Annotated in this window: 18 protein-coding genes; 8 read left to right on the top strand and 10 right to left on the bottom strand. The window is 66.5% G+C overall.

The window, feature by feature from the left end; all coding sequences use genetic code 11:
- Positions 1-61: 61 nt before the first annotated feature.
- Positions 62-1138, bottom strand: coding sequence for a glycerophosphodiester phosphodiesterase family protein (locus tag ACFQ50_RS07905; protein ID WP_377994974.1), 1077 nt, complete (start codon positions 1136-1138; stop codon positions 62-64).
- A gap of 181 nt (positions 1139-1319) precedes the next feature.
- Between ACFQ50_RS07905 and ACFQ50_RS07900 the strand changes: the two genes are divergently transcribed.
- On the top strand, positions 1320-1841 hold the full coding sequence (locus ACFQ50_RS07900; protein ID WP_377994973.1) for a flavodoxin domain-containing protein: 522 nt from the start codon (positions 1320-1322) through the stop codon (positions 1839-1841).
- Here ACFQ50_RS07900 and ACFQ50_RS07895 read toward each other — a convergent pair.
- From ACFQ50_RS07895 to ACFQ50_RS07870, 6 genes are all read right to left on the bottom strand, one after another.
- Positions 1833-2813 (bottom strand): SAM-dependent methyltransferase, encoded by a 981-nt coding sequence (locus ACFQ50_RS07895; protein WP_377994972.1) that lies wholly within the window; start codon positions 2811-2813, stop codon positions 1833-1835. The genes ACFQ50_RS07900 and ACFQ50_RS07895 overlap by 9 nt on opposite strands.
- Before the next feature lie 68 nt (positions 2814-2881).
- Positions 2882-3031 (bottom strand): hypothetical protein, encoded by a 150-nt coding sequence (locus ACFQ50_RS07890; RefSeq protein ID WP_377994971.1) that lies wholly within the window; start codon positions 3029-3031, stop codon positions 2882-2884.
- Positions 3032-3186: 155 nt separating this feature from the next.
- Complete coding sequence (locus tag ACFQ50_RS07885; protein WP_377994970.1) at positions 3187-4050, bottom strand: sugar phosphate isomerase/epimerase family protein; 864 nt, start codon at positions 4048-4050, stop codon at positions 3187-3189.
- A gap of 96 nt (positions 4051-4146) precedes the next feature.
- Positions 4147-5040, bottom strand: coding sequence for a potassium channel family protein (locus ACFQ50_RS07880; RefSeq protein ID WP_377994969.1), 894 nt, complete (start codon positions 5038-5040; stop codon positions 4147-4149).
- Positions 5041-5106: 66 nt separating this feature from the next.
- Positions 5107-6207, bottom strand: coding sequence for a hypothetical protein (locus tag ACFQ50_RS07875; RefSeq protein ID WP_377994968.1), 1101 nt, complete (start codon positions 6205-6207; stop codon positions 5107-5109).
- A 94-nt stretch (positions 6208-6301) separates the two neighbouring features.
- Complete coding sequence (locus ACFQ50_RS07870; protein WP_377994967.1) at positions 6302-7033, bottom strand: hypothetical protein; 732 nt, start codon at positions 7031-7033, stop codon at positions 6302-6304.
- A gap of 104 nt (positions 7034-7137) precedes the next feature.
- On the opposite strand from ACFQ50_RS07870, the gene ACFQ50_RS07865 reads away from it, so the two are divergent.
- Positions 7138-7635, top strand: a complete 498-nt coding sequence (locus ACFQ50_RS07865; protein ID WP_377994966.1) for a MarR family winged helix-turn-helix transcriptional regulator — start codon at positions 7138-7140, stop codon at positions 7633-7635.
- A 128-nt stretch (positions 7636-7763) separates the two neighbouring features.
- On the opposite strand, the gene ACFQ50_RS07860 is transcribed toward ACFQ50_RS07865, so the two are convergent.
- Positions 7764-9329, bottom strand: coding sequence for a PucR family transcriptional regulator (locus ACFQ50_RS07860; RefSeq protein ID WP_377994965.1), 1566 nt, complete (start codon positions 9327-9329; stop codon positions 7764-7766).
- Between the two features lie 266 nt (positions 9330-9595).
- Here ACFQ50_RS07860 and ACFQ50_RS07855 point away from each other — a divergent pair, with 266 nt between their 5' ends.
- The 5 genes from ACFQ50_RS07855 to ACFQ50_RS07835 are packed head-to-tail and all read left to right on the top strand — an operon-like array spanning position 9596 to position 13949.
- Positions 9596-10894, top strand: a complete 1299-nt coding sequence (locus tag ACFQ50_RS07855; protein ID WP_377994964.1) for an alpha-hydroxy-acid oxidizing protein — start codon at positions 9596-9598, stop codon at positions 10892-10894.
- Positions 10894-11835: an ABC transporter substrate-binding protein gene (locus ACFQ50_RS07850; protein ID WP_377994963.1), complete on the top strand. Its 942-nt coding sequence runs from the start codon at positions 10894-10896 to the stop codon at positions 11833-11835. Before ACFQ50_RS07855 ends, ACFQ50_RS07850 begins: the two co-directional genes overlap by 1 nt.
- A 29-nt stretch (positions 11836-11864) precedes the next feature.
- A complete protein-coding gene (locus ACFQ50_RS07845; protein ID WP_377994962.1) occupies positions 11865-12782 on the top strand; it encodes an amino acid ABC transporter permease in 918 nt (305 codons plus the stop codon).
- Entirely contained in the window at positions 12782-13546 is a 765-nt protein-coding gene (locus ACFQ50_RS07840) for an amino acid ABC transporter ATP-binding protein (protein ID WP_377994961.1), read from the top strand. The genes ACFQ50_RS07845 and ACFQ50_RS07840 overlap by 1 nt, the downstream gene beginning before the upstream one ends.
- 22 nt (positions 13547-13568) lie before the next feature.
- The gene (locus ACFQ50_RS07835) at positions 13569-13949 is read left to right on the top strand and encodes a RidA family protein (protein WP_377994960.1); all 381 of its coding nucleotides are present in this window, start codon (positions 13569-13571) and stop codon (positions 13947-13949) included.
- A gap of 263 nt (positions 13950-14212) precedes the next feature.
- Here ACFQ50_RS07835 and ACFQ50_RS07830 read toward each other — a convergent pair whose 3' ends face one another.
- On the bottom strand, positions 14213-15658 hold the full coding sequence (locus ACFQ50_RS07830; RefSeq protein WP_377994959.1) for an SLC13 family permease: 1446 nt from the start codon (positions 15656-15658) through the stop codon (positions 14213-14215).
- A gap of 32 nt (positions 15659-15690) precedes the next feature.
- Positions 15691-16806, bottom strand: coding sequence for a PrpF domain-containing protein (locus ACFQ50_RS07825; RefSeq protein ID WP_377994958.1), 1116 nt, complete (start codon positions 16804-16806; stop codon positions 15691-15693).
- Between the two features lie 240 nt (positions 16807-17046).
- Between ACFQ50_RS07825 and ACFQ50_RS07820 the strand changes: the two genes are divergently transcribed.
- On the top strand, positions 17047-17985 hold the full coding sequence (locus ACFQ50_RS07820) for a LysR substrate-binding domain-containing protein (protein ID WP_377994957.1): 939 nt from the start codon (positions 17047-17049) through the stop codon (positions 17983-17985).
- The last annotated feature ends 100 nt before the right edge of the window (positions 17986-18085 follow it).

Genomic DNA, 18085 nt, shown 5'->3' with positions numbered 1-18085 from the left:
CCCCCGAAAAGGGGACGGCCCGCCGTCGTACGTTCTGGCTGTGGCGTGGGGCCCGGCCCGGTCAGCGGCTGGCGTAGGCCTTCGGCAGCTTCAGCCCGCGCTGGTCCATGAGCGTGCGCAGGCGGGTGGGGTAGTCGGTGATGATGCCGTCCACGCCGAGGTCCATCAGGCGGGCCATGTCCGCGGTGGTGTTCACGGTCCACGGGATGACGGGCAGGCCGAACTCGTGCGCCTCGGCGATCATTTTCGGCGTGACGGATGCGAACGCGGGGGAGATGACGTCGTAGCCGAGGGCCTTGGCGGCCTTGGGGAGGGAGCCGTCGTAGTCGTCGATGTCGATGCCGCCGAGCTCCGGAGCTGCGCCGGGCTTGCCCACCTGCAGCCAGGCGTCGCCGCTGGAGAGTGCCACGACGGGCAGCTGCGGGGCGATCTTCCTGGTGTAGTTCAGCGTGGACCAGTCGAACGACTGCACGGTGCTGCGGCCGGACATGCCCGCCATGTAGATCTCGGTGACCACGGCCTTGGTGAGCGCCACGGAACCCGCGCCGCCGGCCTGGCCGTCCTCCACCTTGGTCTCCACGTTGAAGCGGACCTTCTTGGCGCCGAAGTCATGCACCAGCTGGAACACGTCCCTCAGCTCGGCGATGCGGTTGCCCTCGATCACCTGCTGCTCCGGGTAGCCCGGCAGCTGCCTGAAGCCGCAGTTGAGCGTCTTGATCTGGGCCAGCGACAGCTCTGCCACCCGGCGGCCCACGTACGGGTACTCGGGGTCGTTGGCGGTGGCGGGCGCGGTGTCCACGCACTTGTTGGCCTGGATTGTGTCGTCGTGCCAAACGATCACCTTGCCGTCATCGGTCAGGTGCGTGTCCAGCTCCAGCGTGCTCACGCCCAGCTTCAGCGAGTTCGCGAACGCGGCCAGCGACTCCTCGGTCCACTCGCCGCGGCCTCCGCGGTGCGACTGCAGGTCGAAGGAACCGTTGCGCTCAATCGTCTTGATAGCGGACGTTTCGCTGCCGGCAGCGTTCGACGACGGCGACCCGGCGTCCGCTGTCGGAGCGGCGACGGCGGTTCCCGCCGTTGAGGCAAACGCTGTGGTGAAAAGCGCGACGGCGGCCGCTGCGGTAAGGACTTTGCGCATGGTTTTGGTTCCTCCGGGAGTCGGTGGCCGGCGCTGAGCCGCCGACCCGTTCACCCTAGGGAGGCCAGGTTGCCTTCCGTCTGCGGGGAGGTGGCGCTGAGGTTAACGACGTTCCCCGGACCAGTTTCCAGACGGCACGGGTTCCCTCAGACTGGAGAAAAGAAACGCAGGAGGCTCAACCATGACTGTTCTTGTTGCCTATGCAAGCGCGCTAGGTTCCACCCGCGAGATAGCCCAGCACATGGCGTCACGCATGGCGGCCGCACTGGGCGAGGTCGAGTGCCGGTCCGTGGACGAGGTCGAGTCGGTTTCCCCTTACGGGGGTGTGGTGGTGGGCAGCGCCATCCACAACCAGGCGTGGCTGCCCCCGGCTGTGCAGTTCCTCAGCCAGCATGCGCCCGGGCTGGCCGAGCGGCTTGTCTGGGCCTTCAGCGTGGGGATGGCCGACGGCCTGCCAAAGCTGTTTCGGAAGCGCGCTGCGGTACTGCAGCAGCAACGTCTGGAGGCAACGCAGTTCCAGGACGTTCAGCTTCGCGGCCACGCTGTCTTTTCCGGCGTCTACCAGGCCAGCCAGTTGCCGGCGGTGCTCCGGGCGCTGTTCCGGCTCACCGGCGGACGCTTCGGGGATCTGCGGGACTGGGCGGCTGTGGACGCCTGGACGGACCAGATCACCGCCGAACTCACAAAATCCGATCTACGGTAGCCAGGCGGTTACGAAGCCTCCCCGGGACTCGCCGGGAGCTGGCTGAGGCTCCGGTGCGGACTCATCCTTTCCGGATTCGGGTTCGGCTTCCGATTCGGGTTCGGCTTCGGGGCCGGCGGCCAGGGACAGGACCCGGCCGTATGTCGAACACAGCTCCCCAACGGTGTGCCCGCTGCAGCGCCAGCCGGCTGCCTCGAGCAGCTCCACCGGGTCCGGCGGATCGGCCCGCGCCAGCAGTTCGCTCATGGGCAGGCCCGTCTGCTGGCTGAACTCCAGCAGCTTGGCTTCGATGTCGTCAGTCTTCGGCAGTGGCACCGCCCGCTCGATCACCGCCCGGGATCCGGGTGCCGACAGTGCTGCTACGTCCCCCAGCACCGCGTGCTGCGAAGCGGCATCGAGGTACGGCAGCAGGCCCTCGAGGACCCACGTGGTGGGCTGCGCCGGGTCAAAGCCGGCGGCGAGGAGCGGCTCCCGCCAGGGCAGGGACAGGTCCGCGGGCAGGCTGATCAGTTCGCACCCGGGCTTCGCGGCAAGCCGGCTCAGCACATGGGACTTGAACTCCAGGACGTTGGCGCTGTCGATCTCAATGACCTTGGCCCCGGCCGGCCACGGCAGCCGGAAGGCCCGGGTGTCGAGTCCTGCGCCGAGAACCACTGTCTGCGTTGTGGGAGGCTCGGACTGCAGGAAGTCGTCGATGAACCTGGTCCGCATGCCGATGTAGATGGAGGCAAGCAGGAGAGGCTGCTGGAGGGGAGGGGCTTCCGCTGGTTCTGCCGGCCACACTGTCGGCAGGTCCAGGTGGGAGCGCGCCGCCACCACCAGTGCTGAGGCGAAGGGATCCGCCACGAGCGGGTCGGCCCGTGACGTCTCGACAGCCCGGCCGGCCGCGACGGCCAAGGCTGTCAGCGGAAGTCCCCGGTCCTTGAATCCGCTGCTGCCCTCCAGTTCGGCACTGCGTCCCTGTTCTGTCACGCCCCTCGCCCTCCCCGCCGTCGTGGATCACTCGTGGCGAGCCTACCCCCGAATGCCTGTGATGCGGGTCATGCCTGCGCGGCGCTGTCCCACCAGCCTTCCCAGGCAGCAGACGTGAGCTGGCCCTGGGGAAAAGTGGAATTCGACGCGGCCTCGCCGAAGGTGGAGTTCCCGTCAGTGCGCGCGGTGAAAAACAGGTTCAAGGTATTCCAAAGCATGGCTATTTCCTTTCAAATGACCTGCGGATGAACCGCTCTTAGGTAGGAATTAGCGTAGCCACGGCATGTTTCACGGCGTCGACCCAACGTTTCGTTTTTGTATCCGTCTGCTCACATGGTGGCACGGGAATTCACCGCAGAACCAGGCAGAACCATCAGGCAAGAAGCATCCGGACGGTGTTGCGCAATGTCGAGGCGACGAGGACGTCCTCCAGCTCGGCCACCTTGTCGCAGAAGATCTCCGGGCAGTACCACCCGTCGTAGCCGGTGGCCTTGCAGGCGTCGGTCCACTCCTGCAGCGGAATGTTGCCCGCGCCGGTCCAGACGTTCCGGGAAACCGACTGGTCGGGGACCTCGCCGGGCGGAATGTGCAGGCCGTCGCACACGTGGACGGCGGCGATCAGGTCCGCGGGGAGGGCGGCGATGTCCTCGGGGGTGTCGCCGGAGGCCCAGAAGTGCCAGAAGTCCACGCACAGTTTGGCGTTGGGCCGGTCGATGGTCTCGAAGATCTGCAGCGCTTGGCTGACGCGGTTCACCGGGGACCAGGCCAGCGGCTCCAGGTACAGGCTCACGCCGTGGTCGGCGGCGATGTCCGCGGCCAGGGCCACCCGGCGTGCGGTGTCGGCGAGAGCCTCCTTATCGCCCATGCCCAGCGCGCCGCGGAACCGCAGGTCGTCGTCGCCCAGGGAGCCGGCGCGGAACTCCTTGACCACCCGCACGTCCACCGGGCCGGTGCACATCTGCACGAACGGCGCCCCGACGATGCTTGCCACCTCGGAGAGCCGGGCGGCATCCCGCTTGAACTCCTCGTCCGGGGCCTCCCGGATGGCGCCCACACCGGAGACTGGAAATCCGTCCAGCAGCGGCACCAGATCGTGCCCCGTGTAGCCGGCATCGAGGAAGCGGAACAGCTTGGGCGTCTGGAGTTCCACGGCGTCATAGCCGGCCGCCTTGGCCACCGCGATGTCCCGGACGGTGGTGCCGTGGAACGCCGCCGTCGAATTCATTGAGATCTTCATGTTTTCCCTTGGAAGTGCGTGACCGAGTGCCGTGTGGCGTATTTGTCAGTTTGTCAGGACATACTTCGGGATGTCAACGCGCTACCGTAGCCGAACCTAGGGAGTGCCGGCTTCGCGGGACCGGCGGTGCCGGTGGTGCGTGGAATAGTGCTCGAAAACTTCGGTGGACGTTGTGCCGGCGTGCCCGAACCTGCCCCGGAGAACCTTGGCGAGATCGTCCAATGCCGCCTCAAGCATCCGCCCGGCGAACTGCAGGTCGGTGTTGTCGCTGGCCTTGGCTTCGGACGCGAGCTGCTGGGCGTACGTGACTGTGGCCGGCAGGGAGCCCCTCTGCTCGACCTCCTGGAAATAGTACGTTTCGTGAAAGGCGAGCAGGTCTATGCTGACGGCGGCGACGCTGCCGGCCAGTGATTCGAGCAGCGCGGCGGCATGGCCTGGAGTGATGGTGGACGGTCCGCCGGGGCTTGCCGCTTCCCTGAACAGGTTCAGTTGATGGGCAAGGGCGCGGCGGCGGTTCAGGGCAGGGTACATCTGAAGGATCCACGAGACCGTGGCCGTCAGCAAGCCAAAACCCATGACTGCCTGGGCGGCCGAGACGAGCCTGAGCAAAGGATGGCCTGCCACCACCTCGCCGAATCCGACGGTGGAAAGAGTGACCATGGAGATGTAGACGGCTTCGGGGAAATCCGCCTGCCGGGGAACCCTGTCACCGTAGATGAAACCCTCGGGCAGGTGCGGCAGGTAAAGAAATGCCCAGCCCAGGACAGCCATGGTTGCCCAGGCGCCGATGACGGCAGCCATGGCCGCGGGGGCCGCGATCGAAGATGATCCGGTCCTGGACAGTCTGGAGAGCCGCCAGAATCCGTGCATTATTGTCCTGCACACGGGGCCGGAACCGTGCGGGTAAAGCAGGGTGTGGAAGACGTCGACGAGCATCAGCAGAATCAGCCCGGCTCCGGTCGCAGTCCACAAGACGTCCCAGAAGTCCATGCCTCATCTTAGGATCCCGCCATCCCTTGGGTCCCGCCAGGGATGACGATGCAGAGGCGCTCGCGGTCAGAGACTTCCGACGGCGGGGCTGCCGCCGCCGTCGCCCTGTTCCGGACGCGCCGACCGCCCCGGCGCCCACGAACTGAGCAGTGCGAGGCCGGCCGCCACCGCCGCGCTCAGCACCACCGCGCCCAACCAAAGCGAGACCGGCCAGCGGATCGCGTCCGTCACGGCGAACGCCACCAGCTGGCCCGTCCACAGCAGCGCCGCGATGCCGGCGGTGACGGCGGGCAGCCGCCGGCCCAGCCAGGTGTCCGGAATCCGGGTCAGCAGCAGGTCGGCAACAATGGCGGCAATGGTCGCGCCCGCGGCTCCGGCAATCGAATAGGGGTGCAGGCCGATCATCGCCACGGGCAGCCAGGCGGCGACCAGCACCAGCAGGGTGACGATGCCACGGGCGGGGCGCCGGGCGGTGGAGAGTGTGAAGAGGAACGGGGCGATGATTAGCGCTGTGGTCAGCAGGTAGCTCGCCAGGGTGACGACTACCGGCAGCTCCGATTGGTTGCGTCCGGGGCTGCCGAACGGCGTCGGGGTGAAGAGGGCCGTCGGTCCCGGCCGGACGAAGGCGGAGACGTAGATGAGGAAGAACGCTCCCAGCCCGGTCATGAGGACGACGGCGAAAATCGCCGCCGGGGTCAGCCGGAGATTCCCGGTGTGGCCGGCTGCGCGAACCGCCGCGCGGGCACTCCGCACGGCGGTGCCCAGGATGAGGAAGAGGCTGAAGCCGAGGAGCAGGTGCGTGGGGCTGACCAGAGCGTCCAGTGAAACCTCGATGCCCAGGAGTTCGTGCCACAGCAGGTCCAGGCCGCCGGCCGTGGCGAAGAGGGCCACGCCAGCCGCGGTCCCGCGGTAGCCCGGCGGTATTGCCTGCAGCTGCGGCTGCCCGGGTGTCCGGTTGCGCCAGATCACGACGGCGGTCCACGCCGCCGTGGCCAGCATGCCGGAGTAGAGGGCCGCGTGCCACGGGGTAAAGAACGTCTCTAGGCTCGGCAGGTTAATGTGCGCCCAGCCGTCGAGGAAGACGGCCAGCACCAGCCACAGGCCCAGGAGTTCGGTGACCAGGTCGCGGCGGCTGTCCGTTCTGGTGTTGCGCGCAGTCTCGAGCATCGTTGCCCACTTCCACGGAACCGTCAGGTGAGGGGATCGTACTGCCGCTCCGGCTGGGCCCACAAGGGAAGCGCAAAGCCGCCCTCCGCCGTCGTCATCGCGTTACCGTCCCTTGCGTCCGCGGTTCCTGGTTCGCTGCGGCCCGGTTGCGTGGCAGCAGGAAGCCGGCGGCGATCAGCCAGAGTAGCCCACCGAAGCGGCCGATCGGCAGGAGGAACTGGAGTGGCTCGACCGCCATGGACAGGAAGCTCAGTTCGGACAGGGCGGCGATGACGAGGCCGGTCCACGCCAGCCACCGCGGCATGAACCGCAGGATCAGCGACGGGACGGCGATCCCCGCCACGAGTAGGCCGAGTCCGACGACGAAGCCGACGCCTCCCGTGATGAACGCGAGAAAGGAGAGCGCGTGCGTGAGCGTGGCGTCCGTGGTGACCTCGGGCCGGCTCAGCAGCCAGGTGACGGAACCCGAGAACATGAGGAAGATGGCTGCGCTGATGCCGCCGAAGAAGCCGATCGCCGGCCCGGGAACGCGCACCCCGAGCCGAAGCTGCCTGGCGTAGACGGTGGCCGCGTAGATTCCCAACGGCACGGCGGAGCCGAACTGGAGCATGCCGCCCACCCTCGCAGCCGCAAGGTTCTGCCGGAAGAACCCGGCCACCTGGTCGGCCGGCGCGAACGGGGAAACGAACGTCTGGCCACCTGAGAGCGCAGCGGATGTGATGAGGCTGGCAAGGAAAACGCCCAGGCTGACACTGGCCAGAACCCCCGGGTGCGGGCCGCCGGAACGGGCCCGGTGTGGTTCATTCGGAACTGAACGGTTACTCATGGCTGAACCCTTTCCGCCCGGGCCCTCATGGTCGGACCGTTATTGCATCACTACTAAAATGGTTTACCTAGAGAATTATTCTGTCAAGGATGTATTCTGGAGTCATGAACTCAGTCACCCCCGGCCGATCGAAACGGACAGCATTTCTCCTGTCGCAGCTCGGTGCCGTGGCGTCGTCCCGTTTTGCCGACCGCACGCGCGAGATCGGCCTCACGCCGGGCGACGCCGGTGTCCTCCGCCTGCTGGGCCGCGCGCCCGGACTGAGCCAGCGCTCCCTCGCGGACAGGCTGGGTGCCGTCCCCAGCCGGGTGGTTTCCCTCATCGACTCCCTCCAGGAACGCGGGCTGGTGGAAAGGGTCCGCAGTAACACCGACCGGCGGAACTACGAACTTCACCTCACCGACGCGGGCCAGCGGGTGCTGCGTGAGTTGCGCGGGATCGCCGAACAGCATGAGGCGGAGCTTCTGGCGCCGCTTTCCGGCGAACAGGCCGCGCAGCTTGAACTGCTGCTCGCGCAGCTCGCCGAGGGCCACGGGCTGGACCGCGACCTCCACCGCGGCTCAGCCCCCGACGGCGGACGGGACGCCAGGCGGAAGGGCTGACCGCACGCCGGGCGCCGGCCCGCCGTCGTGCCCTAAAGCGGTGACGGCGCCAGGTGCCGTCGTGCCTTAGAGCCGACGACGGTGGCAAGCGCCGCGGTCCCCACCGTGGCCTGGATGCTGGGGCAGGGCTATGTGGCGGCGAGGTCCATGGTGGTCACCCGCAGCCACAGCCAGAGCCGTTTCTGCGGGTCCGCCAGGTCCAGGTTGAAGTCCTCGGCGAGGCGGGTCACGCGGTACCGGACGGTGTTGTTGTGCACGTGCAATTGCGCGGCTATGGCGGAGATGTTTCCGTTGGTGGCCAGGTACGCCCGCAGGGTGTTGAGGTAATCGGTTTGCTGCGCGGCGTCGTGGGCTTGGATTTTGGCGATCTGGTCCGCGCCGGCCAGTCCGTTGTCCGCAATGAACTCACCGATTTTCAGCAGGTTCAGCGGGATCTGGAAGTCCTCATAGAGCGCGACGCGGGGCGCGCTGGCGCCGCGGGCCTCCTGGTTGAGCAGGTGCTGGAGGGTTTGCGTGGCCTGGGACCTGGAGCGGGGGAGACCGTCGATGCTTTGGGCGATTCCTCCCACGGTGGCGATGACCGGGAAGGAGCTGATGGTGTGCGCGTAGGCCTCGATTTCGTGCAGGATCCGCCCGTGCGCGGCCCTGGGTGAGGACCCCTGGCACGGCAGCAGCGCGTACACCACTGAGCCGATCAGTGCGCTGTGGCTGGTGGTGAACTGGACGTTGCACACAGTGGTCACCAAATGCAGCAGACGATGGATCTCACGCACCGACTCCAGGCTCACGGTCTCCGGCCGCACGATGGAAAACGCTGCTACGGCGAGACCGCTCGCGGCATCGAGCCCGAGCTGCGCGGCCGCAAAGGAGGCATGCGGCGTATCGTCCATGAGCGTCCGGATGAGGTCCGCGTTGCGCCGTTCGCCAAAGTCCGAGGCCGAGCGGGCGTGGAGCATGTGCAGCCCGGCCAGAGGTGCCATCCGGTCCAGCGCGTTCAGGGCCGTCGCGCGTTTTTCGTCCCCGGGGTCGATGATCCAGATGGAGCCCAGCAGCTCGCCGCCGGCGCGGACGGCCAGGGCGAGCCGGGCCATGCCGTCGTCCGCGGCGGGAACCACGACCGCCCCGGGTGCCGCATAGACCACCTTGAAGTCCTGGTCAAACGCCGGCTGGGTGGTTTCCTGCAGGGTGAGCGTGGTGATCCTGCGGAGCTCGTCGATGGGCTGCCCGGGAAGCGTGGAGTAGCCGAGGATCCGGCCGAGCGGATCCACGATGCTGGCCGCGCCGTTGGTGATGGAGGCCGCGGCGTTGGCGAAGGCATAGAGATCACCCAGCCGGACCCCGGAGACCGAGTCCGCGGCCGCTCCCATCACCGATGCCCTGGCCAGGGCCACCAAACGCGTCCAGTCGGCATGGTCCGGGGCCACCAGCACGGCCAGGCTGTGCAGGACCGCGGCGGAACGAAGCTCCTCCATCCTGGCGCCGTGCGCCTTGACGATCACGGCTGCCGCGTTGCTGTTGGCTGCCCGGTGCAGGAGCTGGTTGAAATCCGGTGAGCCGTAAGTGCACCCGACGGCCAGGATGATCCGGTCATCCACGCTGGACCAGCTGTCCAAGGGGTCGTACATCAGGACGTCCGAGACGGGGTGCCCGAGGTTCTCGGGCGTGGGGTTGGCGTGCACCAGATCGGCCTGCATGAGCTGGATGCAATCGGACAACCGCACCACGGCCTGCTGCATGCCCGGCTGGGATCGGTCGGGCTGGGATCTGTCCTGGGACCGCTCTGCCGGGGATCGCTCTGCCTGAAGGGGGTCCGGTAACCGCGCTGCGTCCATCTATGGAAGTTATCACAAGTGAAGTCCATATCTTATGGAGGAACTTACATATAGACCGGGAGAGATCTGCGTCACTATTGGGGAAGCCGCTGGACGGGTTATCCCAGCAGGAACGTAAAGGACACATCATGAAATTGAAGGACATCAGGGCGCTGGCCTCGGTGCAGGGACCGGCCCGGTCGGTCTCCGAGCGCCTCGCCAGGAGCTGCTACAGCGTTGAGGACATGCGGAAGCTGGCGGCCAGGCGCCTGCCCAAGAGCATCCTCGAATACATCGAGGGCGGGGGTGAGGACGAGGTATCGCTGCGCCGCAACCTGTCCTCATTCGATGACTGGTCCTTCCTGCCCAAATGGGGATCGGTGGAGGACCTTGACCTCGGGTCAACCCTGTTGGGTGGCCCAGTGGCGATGCCGGTAACACTCTCGCCCACCGGCGGAACCAGGCTGTTCCACCCCGGTGGTGAATCCGCCGTCGCCCGGGCCGCCTCCGCCGCCGGCATCCCGTACGGCCTGGCGCACCTGAGCACCACCCCCATGGAGGACGTCAGCGCCGCCGCGCCGGGGCTTCGGCGCTGGTTCAATCTGGAGCCCACCCCGGACACGGGCCTGCTGCAGGCCGTCTTGGACAGGGTCTCCGCCGCAGGCTACGAAGCCCTTTTGGTCAACGTCGACTGCCGGGCCATCGGACACCGCGAACGCGATTACCGCAACGGGTTCACCGCGCCGCCGTCCATCAAGCCCAAGACGGTTCTGGAGGGAGCGCTGCACCCGGCCTGGGCGCTCGGGTTCCTAGCGAACGACGCCATTGCCTTCCCCAACCTGGACGCGGAAATTCCCGAGGGTCCGCTCGCCAGCTCGCCGGACATGTGGCGGACGCTCCTCGCGGGATCCTACGAGCCCACTGACTGGGACGACATCCGCGAGCTGCGGGAACGCTGGAACGGGCCAATCGTGCTGAAGGGTGTCGTCAACCCGAACGACGCCGGACTGGCGGCTGCCCTGGGAATCGACGCCATCCAGGTCAGTAACCACGGCGGACGGCAGCTGGACCACATGGCCGCACCGCTGGACGTCCTTCAGGACATCGTCGGCAGGACTGGCCAGCGCATGGAAATCATCGTCGACGGCGGCATCCGCAGGGGTTCCGACGTGGTCAAGGCGCTGGCCCTCGGTGCCGATGCCTGCTCGATCGGGCGGCCCTACCTTTACGGGCTGGCTGCAGCCGGCCAGGCGGGCGTCGCCCACGTCCTGAACCTGTTCCACGCCGAAATCACCCGGACCATGATGCTCCTCGGAGTGTCCAGCGTCGAGGAACTGCGGGCAGAAGGCCGTGACCTGATCCGGCACCGCAGCGAAGCCTTTGCCCGTACCCAACCCACCGGAATCCCGGAGGCCCGCCTGGGCCTTGCAGAAATGAGGACCCCCTGATGAGGAAGCCCGCATCAATCCAACGCATCAAACCAGGCCTGCCGGCCGTCGTCGTCACTGCAGCGCTGATGCTGACGGTGACGGCATGCAGCCCGGCCGGCAACGCATCGCCGTCGGACCCGTCCGGCAGCCCTGCCACGGCGGGAACCGGCGTCCCTGCGCTGGAAGCCAACCCGGCCGCCGTCGAACTCTTGCCTGCGTCCATCAAGGCATCAAAGGTGCTGCGCGTGGCCATTCCCACCAACGAACCGCCCACGCAGTTCTACCGCGAAGGCACGCAGGAGATGACCGGAACCAACCCGGACGTGGCCCGCCTCATCGGCGAGGCACTGGGCGTCAAAGTGGAGATCCAGGTGGCCAATTTCGACTCCATCATTCCCGGCCTGGCCGCCAACCGCTATGACATGACGGTGTCCTCCATGACGCCCACCACCAAGCGCATGGAAGTCCTGGATTTTGTCGATTACATGCAGATCGGCACCGGCATCGCCGTCCCCAAGGGCAACCCCGGCGGGATCAAGGACCAGCACGCCCTGTGCGGCAAGAAGGTGGGGCTCCTCACCGGCTCCTACCAGCTGACCGTGGACGTGCCTGGTTACGACAAGGAGTGCGCCGCGGCCGGCAAGGAAGGCATCCAGCGCAGTGAATTCCAGGACACCCGGCAGGCCATCTCGGCCCTCACCAGCGGACGCCTGGACACCGTGCTGGCTGACTCGCCCATCCTGAAATACGCCGCCACCCAGAACCCGCAGATCGAGGTGGCCGCGACGTACGAGTTCGCCCCGGTAGGCGTGGGCGTGCCGAAGGAATCCGGCCTGGTGAAGTCCGTCTCCAAGGCACTGGATGCAGTGATCAGGAGCGGGTCATACGCCAAGGTGCTGGGGAAGTATGGCCTGGAGTCCAGCGCCATCACCGACGCCCGCGTCAACTTCGCCCAGTAATGAATGCGCTGACAAAGAAGGTGACAACCATGCAAAAGCTTGTACCTGACACCCGGGAGCCCGCCACAGCGGCGGCCGGTGACGACATTCAGGTGGTGCCCCTGAAGCACCCGCTCCGGCTGGCCCTGGCAATTATCCTCATCCTGGTGGCGCTCAGTGCAGCATGGGATGTGGCAGTGAACGAACGGTACCGCTGGGACGTGGTGGTGCAGTATGTGTTCGCCCCGCAGATCCTGGCCGGTGCCGGACTGACACTCCTGCTGACCGTGGTGTCCATGACCGTCGGCATTGCCCTGGGCACGCTGCTCGCCATCATGCGGCTCTCGGACAATCCGATCCTGAGCACCATCAGCCGTGGCTACATCTGGTTTTTCCGCGGCACTCCGCTGCTGGTCCAGCTGATCTTTTGGTACAACATTGCGGCCCTGTACCCGGTGATCGCGTTCGGGCTTCCGTTCGGCGGCCCGTCCATGGTCGTGGGATCCGCGAATGTGCTGATCTCGCCCCTGGGTGCAGCGCTGCTGGGGCTGTCCCTGAATGAAGCCGCCTACATGGCCGAGATCATCCGCGGCGGCATCGGCTCCGTGGACAAGGGCCAATACGATGCAGCCCGCGCCCTGGGGATGAGCGGCGGCAAGCTCATGAACCGGGTGATCCTGCCCCAGGCCATGCGGGTGGTGCTGCCTCCCACCGGAAACCAGGTCATTTCGATGCTGAAAGGCACTTCCCTGGTGAGCGTCCTGGCAATCTCGGACCTGCTGTATTCGGCCCAGATCATCTACGCGAACAACTACCAGACCATTCCGCTGCTCATCGTCGCCAGCCTCTGGTACCTGCTCATGACCACCGTCCTGAGCTTCTTCCAGGACAAACTTGAACGCCGTTACGGCCGCGGCTTCGACGCAGCGCCGCGACGGATCCGCAAACCCAAGACGAGGACAGCATAATGACTACCGCCATGGTGGAAGCCCGGGGAGTCCGGAAGAACTTCGGCGCTACCGAAATCCTGAAGGGCATCGACCTCAGGGTTGAAAAGGGATCCGTGACCTGCCTGATTGGCCCGTCCGGTTCCGGCAAGACCACGTTCCTGCGCTGCATCAACCACCTTGAGAAAGTCGATGCCGGCCGGCTGTACGTGGATGAGCACATGGTGGGCTACGCAGAGCGGAACGGGAAGCTCTACGAAATGAAGGAACGCCAGACAGCGCGCTCGCGGCTCAACGCCGGCATGGTGTTCCAGCGCTTCAACCTCTTCCCGCACATGACCGTGCTGGAGAACATCATCGAAGCCCCCGTGCACGTGCTGGGCCGCCCCCGCAGGGACGTGGTGGTGGAAGCCCAGGCCCTCCTGGACCGGGTGGGGCTGGGCAACCGCGGGCACTCCTACCCCCAGGAACTCTCCGGCGGGCAGCAGCAGCGGATCGCGATCGCCAGGGCACTGGCCATGAAACCGAAGCTGATGCTCTTCGACGAGCCAACGTCCGCGCTGGACCCCGAGCTGGTGGGCGAGGTCCTGGACGTCATGAAGTCCCTGGCTGAAGCCGGCATGACCATGGTGGTGGTCACGCACGAGCTGGGCTTCGCCCGGCAGGTGGCCGACCAGGTGGTGTTCATGGACGGCGGCGTGGTGGTGGAAAGCGGTCCGCCGGAGGAAGTACTGGACAGCCCCCGGCACCAGCGCACCAAGGCGTTCCTCTCCAAAGTTCTCTAAGCACAACCGAAAGGCCCACATCATGACACGGCACCAAGTCACCACCCGCCTCGCACCCAGCCCGGCCGGCCCCTACTCCCAGGCCATCGAAGCCAACGGATTCCTCTACACGGCGGGCCAGACACCACATGACCCCGTCACCGATGAGCGGGTGGGGAGCACCATCGAGGAACAGACCGTCCAGGCTATGAAGAACCTGGGCGAAGTCCTGGGCGCCCACGGACTCGACTTCTCCCACGTGGTCAAAGCCACCGTTCACCTGCACCATCCCGGGCGGGACTTCGACGGTTTCAACGCCGTCTACGAAAAGTACGTTGTTGCCCCCTACCCGGCGCGGACCACGGTGGGTTCGTTCCTGGGCGACTTCCTGGTGGAGATCGACGCGGTTGCGGTTATCCCGTAACTAGCAAATTCCGACGGCGGGGTCCCGGACAGTGCGCCCAGCGCACCGCCGGGACCCTTCTGGAAAGCAAAAAGGCAGGGCGGCTGTGAAAGCCGCCCTGCCTTTGGTGCGCGTACGGGTTCGGTCCTGCGCCCGGCTTTCGGGCTACCTGTTGCGATGGAGTGCAGGGCCGTCCCGTCCGCTTGCCGGAGGTGAATCCGGCAATCCTGCCCGTCAGCGGTCACCGACAGGCAGCAACCTTTGAGTGCTCTGCCTTGGGTGGATTACATGATGCCGGTGGGTACCAGCAGGGCCCACGCCAGGGCGGGAGCCGCGAGGACCACTCCGCCGGCGTACATCATCAGCTGCTTGTACACGCGCTGGCGGTCGTTTTCGCGGGCGTTGGCCACCACCAGTGCGCCGTCCGTGGAGAAGGGGGAGACGTCCACGACGGTGGCCGCGATGGCCAGAGCCGCGACGGTCCCGGAGGCGCTCAGTGAGCTGGTGGCCAGCAGTGGACCCGCCATGGGGATGAATGCCGTCAGCAGGGCGGTGGAGGAGGCGAAGGCGGAGCCGACGCCGATGACGTAGCAGAGGACCAGGGCGATCAGCAGCGGGGCACCGAGAGCGAGGGCCTGCTCGGCGAGGGTGTCGATGACGCCGACGTGCTGGAGCAGGGAGACATAGGTGATCATGCCCGCCACCAGCAGGACGGTGGACCAGGACACGCCGCCGACGAAGGACTTGTGCTCCTTGATGTTGACGAATGCCAGGAGGAGGCCGGCCGAGAGGGCGACGAAGCCGATGGGCATGTGGAAGCCCAGGGTGCACACGAGGATCACAGCGATCAGCGCCAGCGTGAAGACCTGCTGGCCGCGGGGGCGTCCGGTGCGGGTTGCGTCCGGGCCGGCGTACTCGTTGGAGTGGTGGTCGCGGAGCTTGCCCAGGAGGGCGAACAGCGCGATGGTCAGGGCTGAGAGGATGAGGTTGAGGGCGAAGCTGGCCGTGAAGAGCGCGCCCTGGGAGATGGGGAATCCGTTTTTCAGGGCGATGTCGTGCACCAGCACGCCGGCCACGGACAGCGGGGAGAAGCCGCCGGCGTGGGCGCCGTTGATGACGAAGGCGCCCATGAGGACCGGGTGGATGCGCGACTCGTAGGCAAGTCCGAGGGCTGCCGGAGCCAGCAGTGCGACGGCGGCGGGGGAGAAGGTGCCCAGTGCCGTCAGCGCGGCAGCCATGAGGAAGAACACCCAGGGGAGGAGCGCCGTTTTACCCCTGACCAGGCGGACGCAGGTCTGGACGATGATGTCGATGGTCCCGTTGCGTTGGGCCATGCTGAAGAAGTAGGTGACGCCGATGATCGTCAGGACGATGCTGGCCGGGAACTCCTCAAGGATCTGCTTGTCGGTCATTCCCAGCATGAAGTAGCCGACGCCGAAGGATGCCACCAGCCCCATGATGCCGATGTTCAGCGGCCATTTGGTGGCGACGACGAACATCACCACCAGGATGACGAGCGGGATGATCTGGGTGGCGGTCATGGTCGGCTCCGATTCCGAGGCGGCCGCGGGGTTGAAGAGGACACCTCCGAACAGGAGGGCGGCCAGACCCAGAATAGTGGCGGCGGCTACCGTCATCAGCAGGATACGGCGGCGGCGGTTGGGACGCTGGGAGCGGTCGTCCCGGGTGTCGCTGTCCAGGGGTGCGGTTTGTTCTGCGGTCTTAGTCATGGTGCTGTCTCCTCATTGAGTGGCGCTGGTCATTAAGAGGCGCTGGCGAGGGAGGCGTCGACGGCGCTGCCGAGGACCTCCGGGAGGTGGATGACGGTGGTTGCGAGAGTGCGGGCTGTCCGGTCGACTCCGACGAGCAGTGAGCCGTCCCGTTCCTCGCTCCAGGTTTCGATGACCCCGGCCGGTGTGCGCAGCCGCAGGGCGGGCTGGACCGTGCTGCCGGTGATGTCGTTGAGTACGGTGCCCGGGGTGCGGGCGGCGAGGGTCAGGGCGATGCTTCCAGTGATGGCCAGCGCCGGGTGCGGCCTGCCCATCGAGAGCATCATGACGCTGACGTCGCTTTCCGGGTCGGCCTGGGCCGGTGGAGCCACGATCGCCACCTTGGGGACGGCGCGCGCCGCTTCGCTGGTGGTGGCTGCGAGCCCCATGCGCACTGCCGCCTGGCGGCGGATGTGCTCCAGGGTCTCGAGTTGCAGCTCCACCCCGGCGGACCAGTTCTGGTGGCGCTCGGGGTCAAGGCCAAGGTCTTCGGCGCGGAGAATTACGACCGGTGCTCCGGCGTCGACCATGGAGACGGCCCAGCGGGTTCCGCCGGCGGTGATCGTGTCCGTGGCTGATCCCGTGGGAAGCAGCTGGCCGGTGGTTTTGCCGGCCGGGTCCTGGAAGCCGAGGCCCACCTGGTATCCGGGGAACGGCACGCCCGGCATCTCTGCCTGCGGGACGATCGGCAGGGCACCGGACGGCGTGGACACCCGCTGGATGATGATCTGGCCGGTGTTGGTGTTGCGGGTGACGATCCGCGTGACGTCGCCGGTGGGCACCACCCAGCCCTTTTCGATGGCGTACAACCCCACCACCGCCGAGCAGTTGCCGCAGTTGCTGCCCCAGTCCACGGCGGCCTCTTCGATGCCCACCTGGGCGAAGGTGAACTCGACGTCCACATCGTCGCCTGCGGGACGGTTGAGGATCATCGCCTTGCTCGTCGTCGACGTAGCCCCGCCAACGCCGTCGATCTGCCGGTGGTCGGGACTGCCGAACAGCCGGGGAAGCAGCACATCCGGGCTGGCTCCGGTCTGGCCCAACTGTCCGGTTTCGAAGACCCAGCATTTGCTGGTGCCTCCGCGCATCCATTCCGCTTCGATCTTCATGGTCGGTTCCTTAGCTTCTCTGCGCCCAATGTGTTCCCGGGCCTGATTCGAGATTGAGCCAGATCACAAATGAAGACAATGTTGGATTTCTGTTGGGTAGTGTAGTGTTCCTTCATTCATTGATTTGGAGAAGGATAATGTCGGTCCGAACCGCCTCCCGGGCCCTCTGACCGTCTGCATTTTCCCGCGCCGGAGCTGGCGGCTGCATAGAATGAACCATTGCAGAAGAAGGGTTAACACGTGCTTAACGATGAAGGCCAGGAATTATTGGATATCCGGCGGCTGGCCCTGCTGGTGGAGGTCGTGGAGCAGGGATCGATCACTGCCGCGGCCGAGCTGATGATGTACACGCCCTCCGCGGTCTCCCAGCAGCTGCGAAAGCTTGAACAGGAAGTCGGCCAGCCCCTCCTCAACCGCCGCTCCCGTGGTGTGGTGCCCACCGAGGCAGGCCAGGTGCTCGCCGGCCACGCCCGCAAGATCGTCGGGCAAATGCGGGCCGCCCAGTCGGACCTGGACCAAATCGCCGGGCTCAAACGCGGTTCCCTGACCGTGGGGACGTTTCCCACTCTCGCCGGGTCATTCCTGCCCACAGTTATCCGTGCCTTCAAGAAGAGGTACCCGGCCATTGGCCTCTCCCTGCGAAGTGCACGCTTCGATGAACTTGTGGCGGACCTGCAGTCCGGAGTTACCGGTCTGTGCCTGCTCTGGGACTACCCCTGGAATCGCTTTCACGACGATTCCATCCGGATCACGGAAGTCTTCCAGGAAAGCACCGTCCTCCTGGTGGCCCGCGGGCACCCGCTCGCCGGCCGCGACGAGATCCGGATGGAGGAGCTGCGGAAGGAATCGTGGATCGTGCGGGCCGAGGCCCACCCCGTGGTGGAAGTGCTGCAGCGCTCCGCCCACGAGGCCGGGTTCGAGCCAGCCATCGGCTTCCTGGCCAACGACTACCAGGAAGCCCAGGCGATGGTGAGCGTCGGAATGGGCGTGGCCATGGTGCCCAAGACCGCCGTCGCCCTGCAGCACCCCGATGTCAGGGTCATCAGCCTCGGCTCCGCCGCACCCCTGCGGCGGGTGCTGCTGGCCCAACGCCAGGACAAGGTCTATGCCCCGGCGGAGGTGGCTTTTCAGTCCACCTTGCTGGAAATCGCCCGCGAACATGCCGGCGACTATTTGTAGTAGCGGCGGGTTGTGGCGGTCGGGTGAAGGTGGAGTTTTTGTACAGATAATGGCCGGAAAAGGGCCTCCAACCCGCGACAGCTGTACAAAAACTCCACCC

The sequence above is a fragment of the Arthrobacter sp. NPDC056493 genome (genome assembly GCF_042795115.1).
Lineage (GTDB): Bacteria > Actinomycetota > Actinomycetes > Actinomycetales > Micrococcaceae > Arthrobacter.
Note: the sequence above shows the minus strand (reverse complement) of the source record. Positions and strands in the feature narration are given on the sequence as shown.

Bases quoted from the DNA above. Each gene is read 5' to 3' on its own strand.
- ACFQ50_RS07905 (WP_377994974.1), bottom strand. From the start codon at position 1,138: ATGCGCAAAGTCCTTACCGCAGCGGCCGCCGTCGCGCTTTTCACCACA.
- ACFQ50_RS07900 (WP_377994973.1), top strand. From the start codon at position 1,320: ATGACTGTTCTTGTTGCCTATGCAAGCGCGCTAGGTTCCACCCGCGAG.
- ACFQ50_RS07890 (WP_377994971.1), bottom strand. From the start codon at position 3,031: ATGCTTTGGAATACCTTGAACCTGTTTTTCACCGCGCGCACTGACGGG.
- ACFQ50_RS07885 (WP_377994970.1), bottom strand. From the start codon at position 4,050: ATGAAGATCTCAATGAATTCGACGGCGGCGTTCCACGGCACCACCGTC.
- ACFQ50_RS07880 (WP_377994969.1), bottom strand. From the start codon at position 5,040: ATGGACTTCTGGGACGTCTTGTGGACTGCGACCGGAGCCGGGCTGATT.
- ACFQ50_RS07875 (WP_377994968.1), bottom strand. From the start codon at position 6,207: ATGCTCGAGACTGCGCGCAACACCAGAACGGACAGCCGCCGCGACCTG.
- ACFQ50_RS07870 (WP_377994967.1), bottom strand. From the start codon at position 7,033: ATGAGTAACCGTTCAGTTCCGAATGAACCACACCGGGCCCGTTCCGGC.
- ACFQ50_RS07865 (WP_377994966.1), top strand. From the start codon at position 7,138: ATGAACTCAGTCACCCCCGGCCGATCGAAACGGACAGCATTTCTCCTG.
- ACFQ50_RS07860 (WP_377994965.1), bottom strand. From the start codon at position 9,329: ATGCAGGCCGATCTGGTGCACGCCAACCCCACGCCCGAGAACCTCGGG.
- ACFQ50_RS07855 (WP_377994964.1), top strand. From the start codon at position 9,596: ATGAAATTGAAGGACATCAGGGCGCTGGCCTCGGTGCAGGGACCGGCC.
- ACFQ50_RS07850 (WP_377994963.1), top strand. From the start codon at position 10,894: ATGAGGAAGCCCGCATCAATCCAACGCATCAAACCAGGCCTGCCGGCC.
- ACFQ50_RS07845 (WP_377994962.1), top strand. From the start codon at position 11,865: ATGCAAAAGCTTGTACCTGACACCCGGGAGCCCGCCACAGCGGCGGCC.
- ACFQ50_RS07840 (WP_377994961.1), top strand. From the start codon at position 12,782: ATGACTACCGCCATGGTGGAAGCCCGGGGAGTCCGGAAGAACTTCGGC.
- ACFQ50_RS07835 (WP_377994960.1), top strand. From the start codon at position 13,569: ATGACACGGCACCAAGTCACCACCCGCCTCGCACCCAGCCCGGCCGGC.
- ACFQ50_RS07830 (WP_377994959.1), bottom strand. From the start codon at position 15,658: ATGACTAAGACCGCAGAACAAACCGCACCCCTGGACAGCGACACCCGG.
- ACFQ50_RS07825 (WP_377994958.1), bottom strand. From the start codon at position 16,806: ATGAAGATCGAAGCGGAATGGATGCGCGGAGGCACCAGCAAATGCTGG.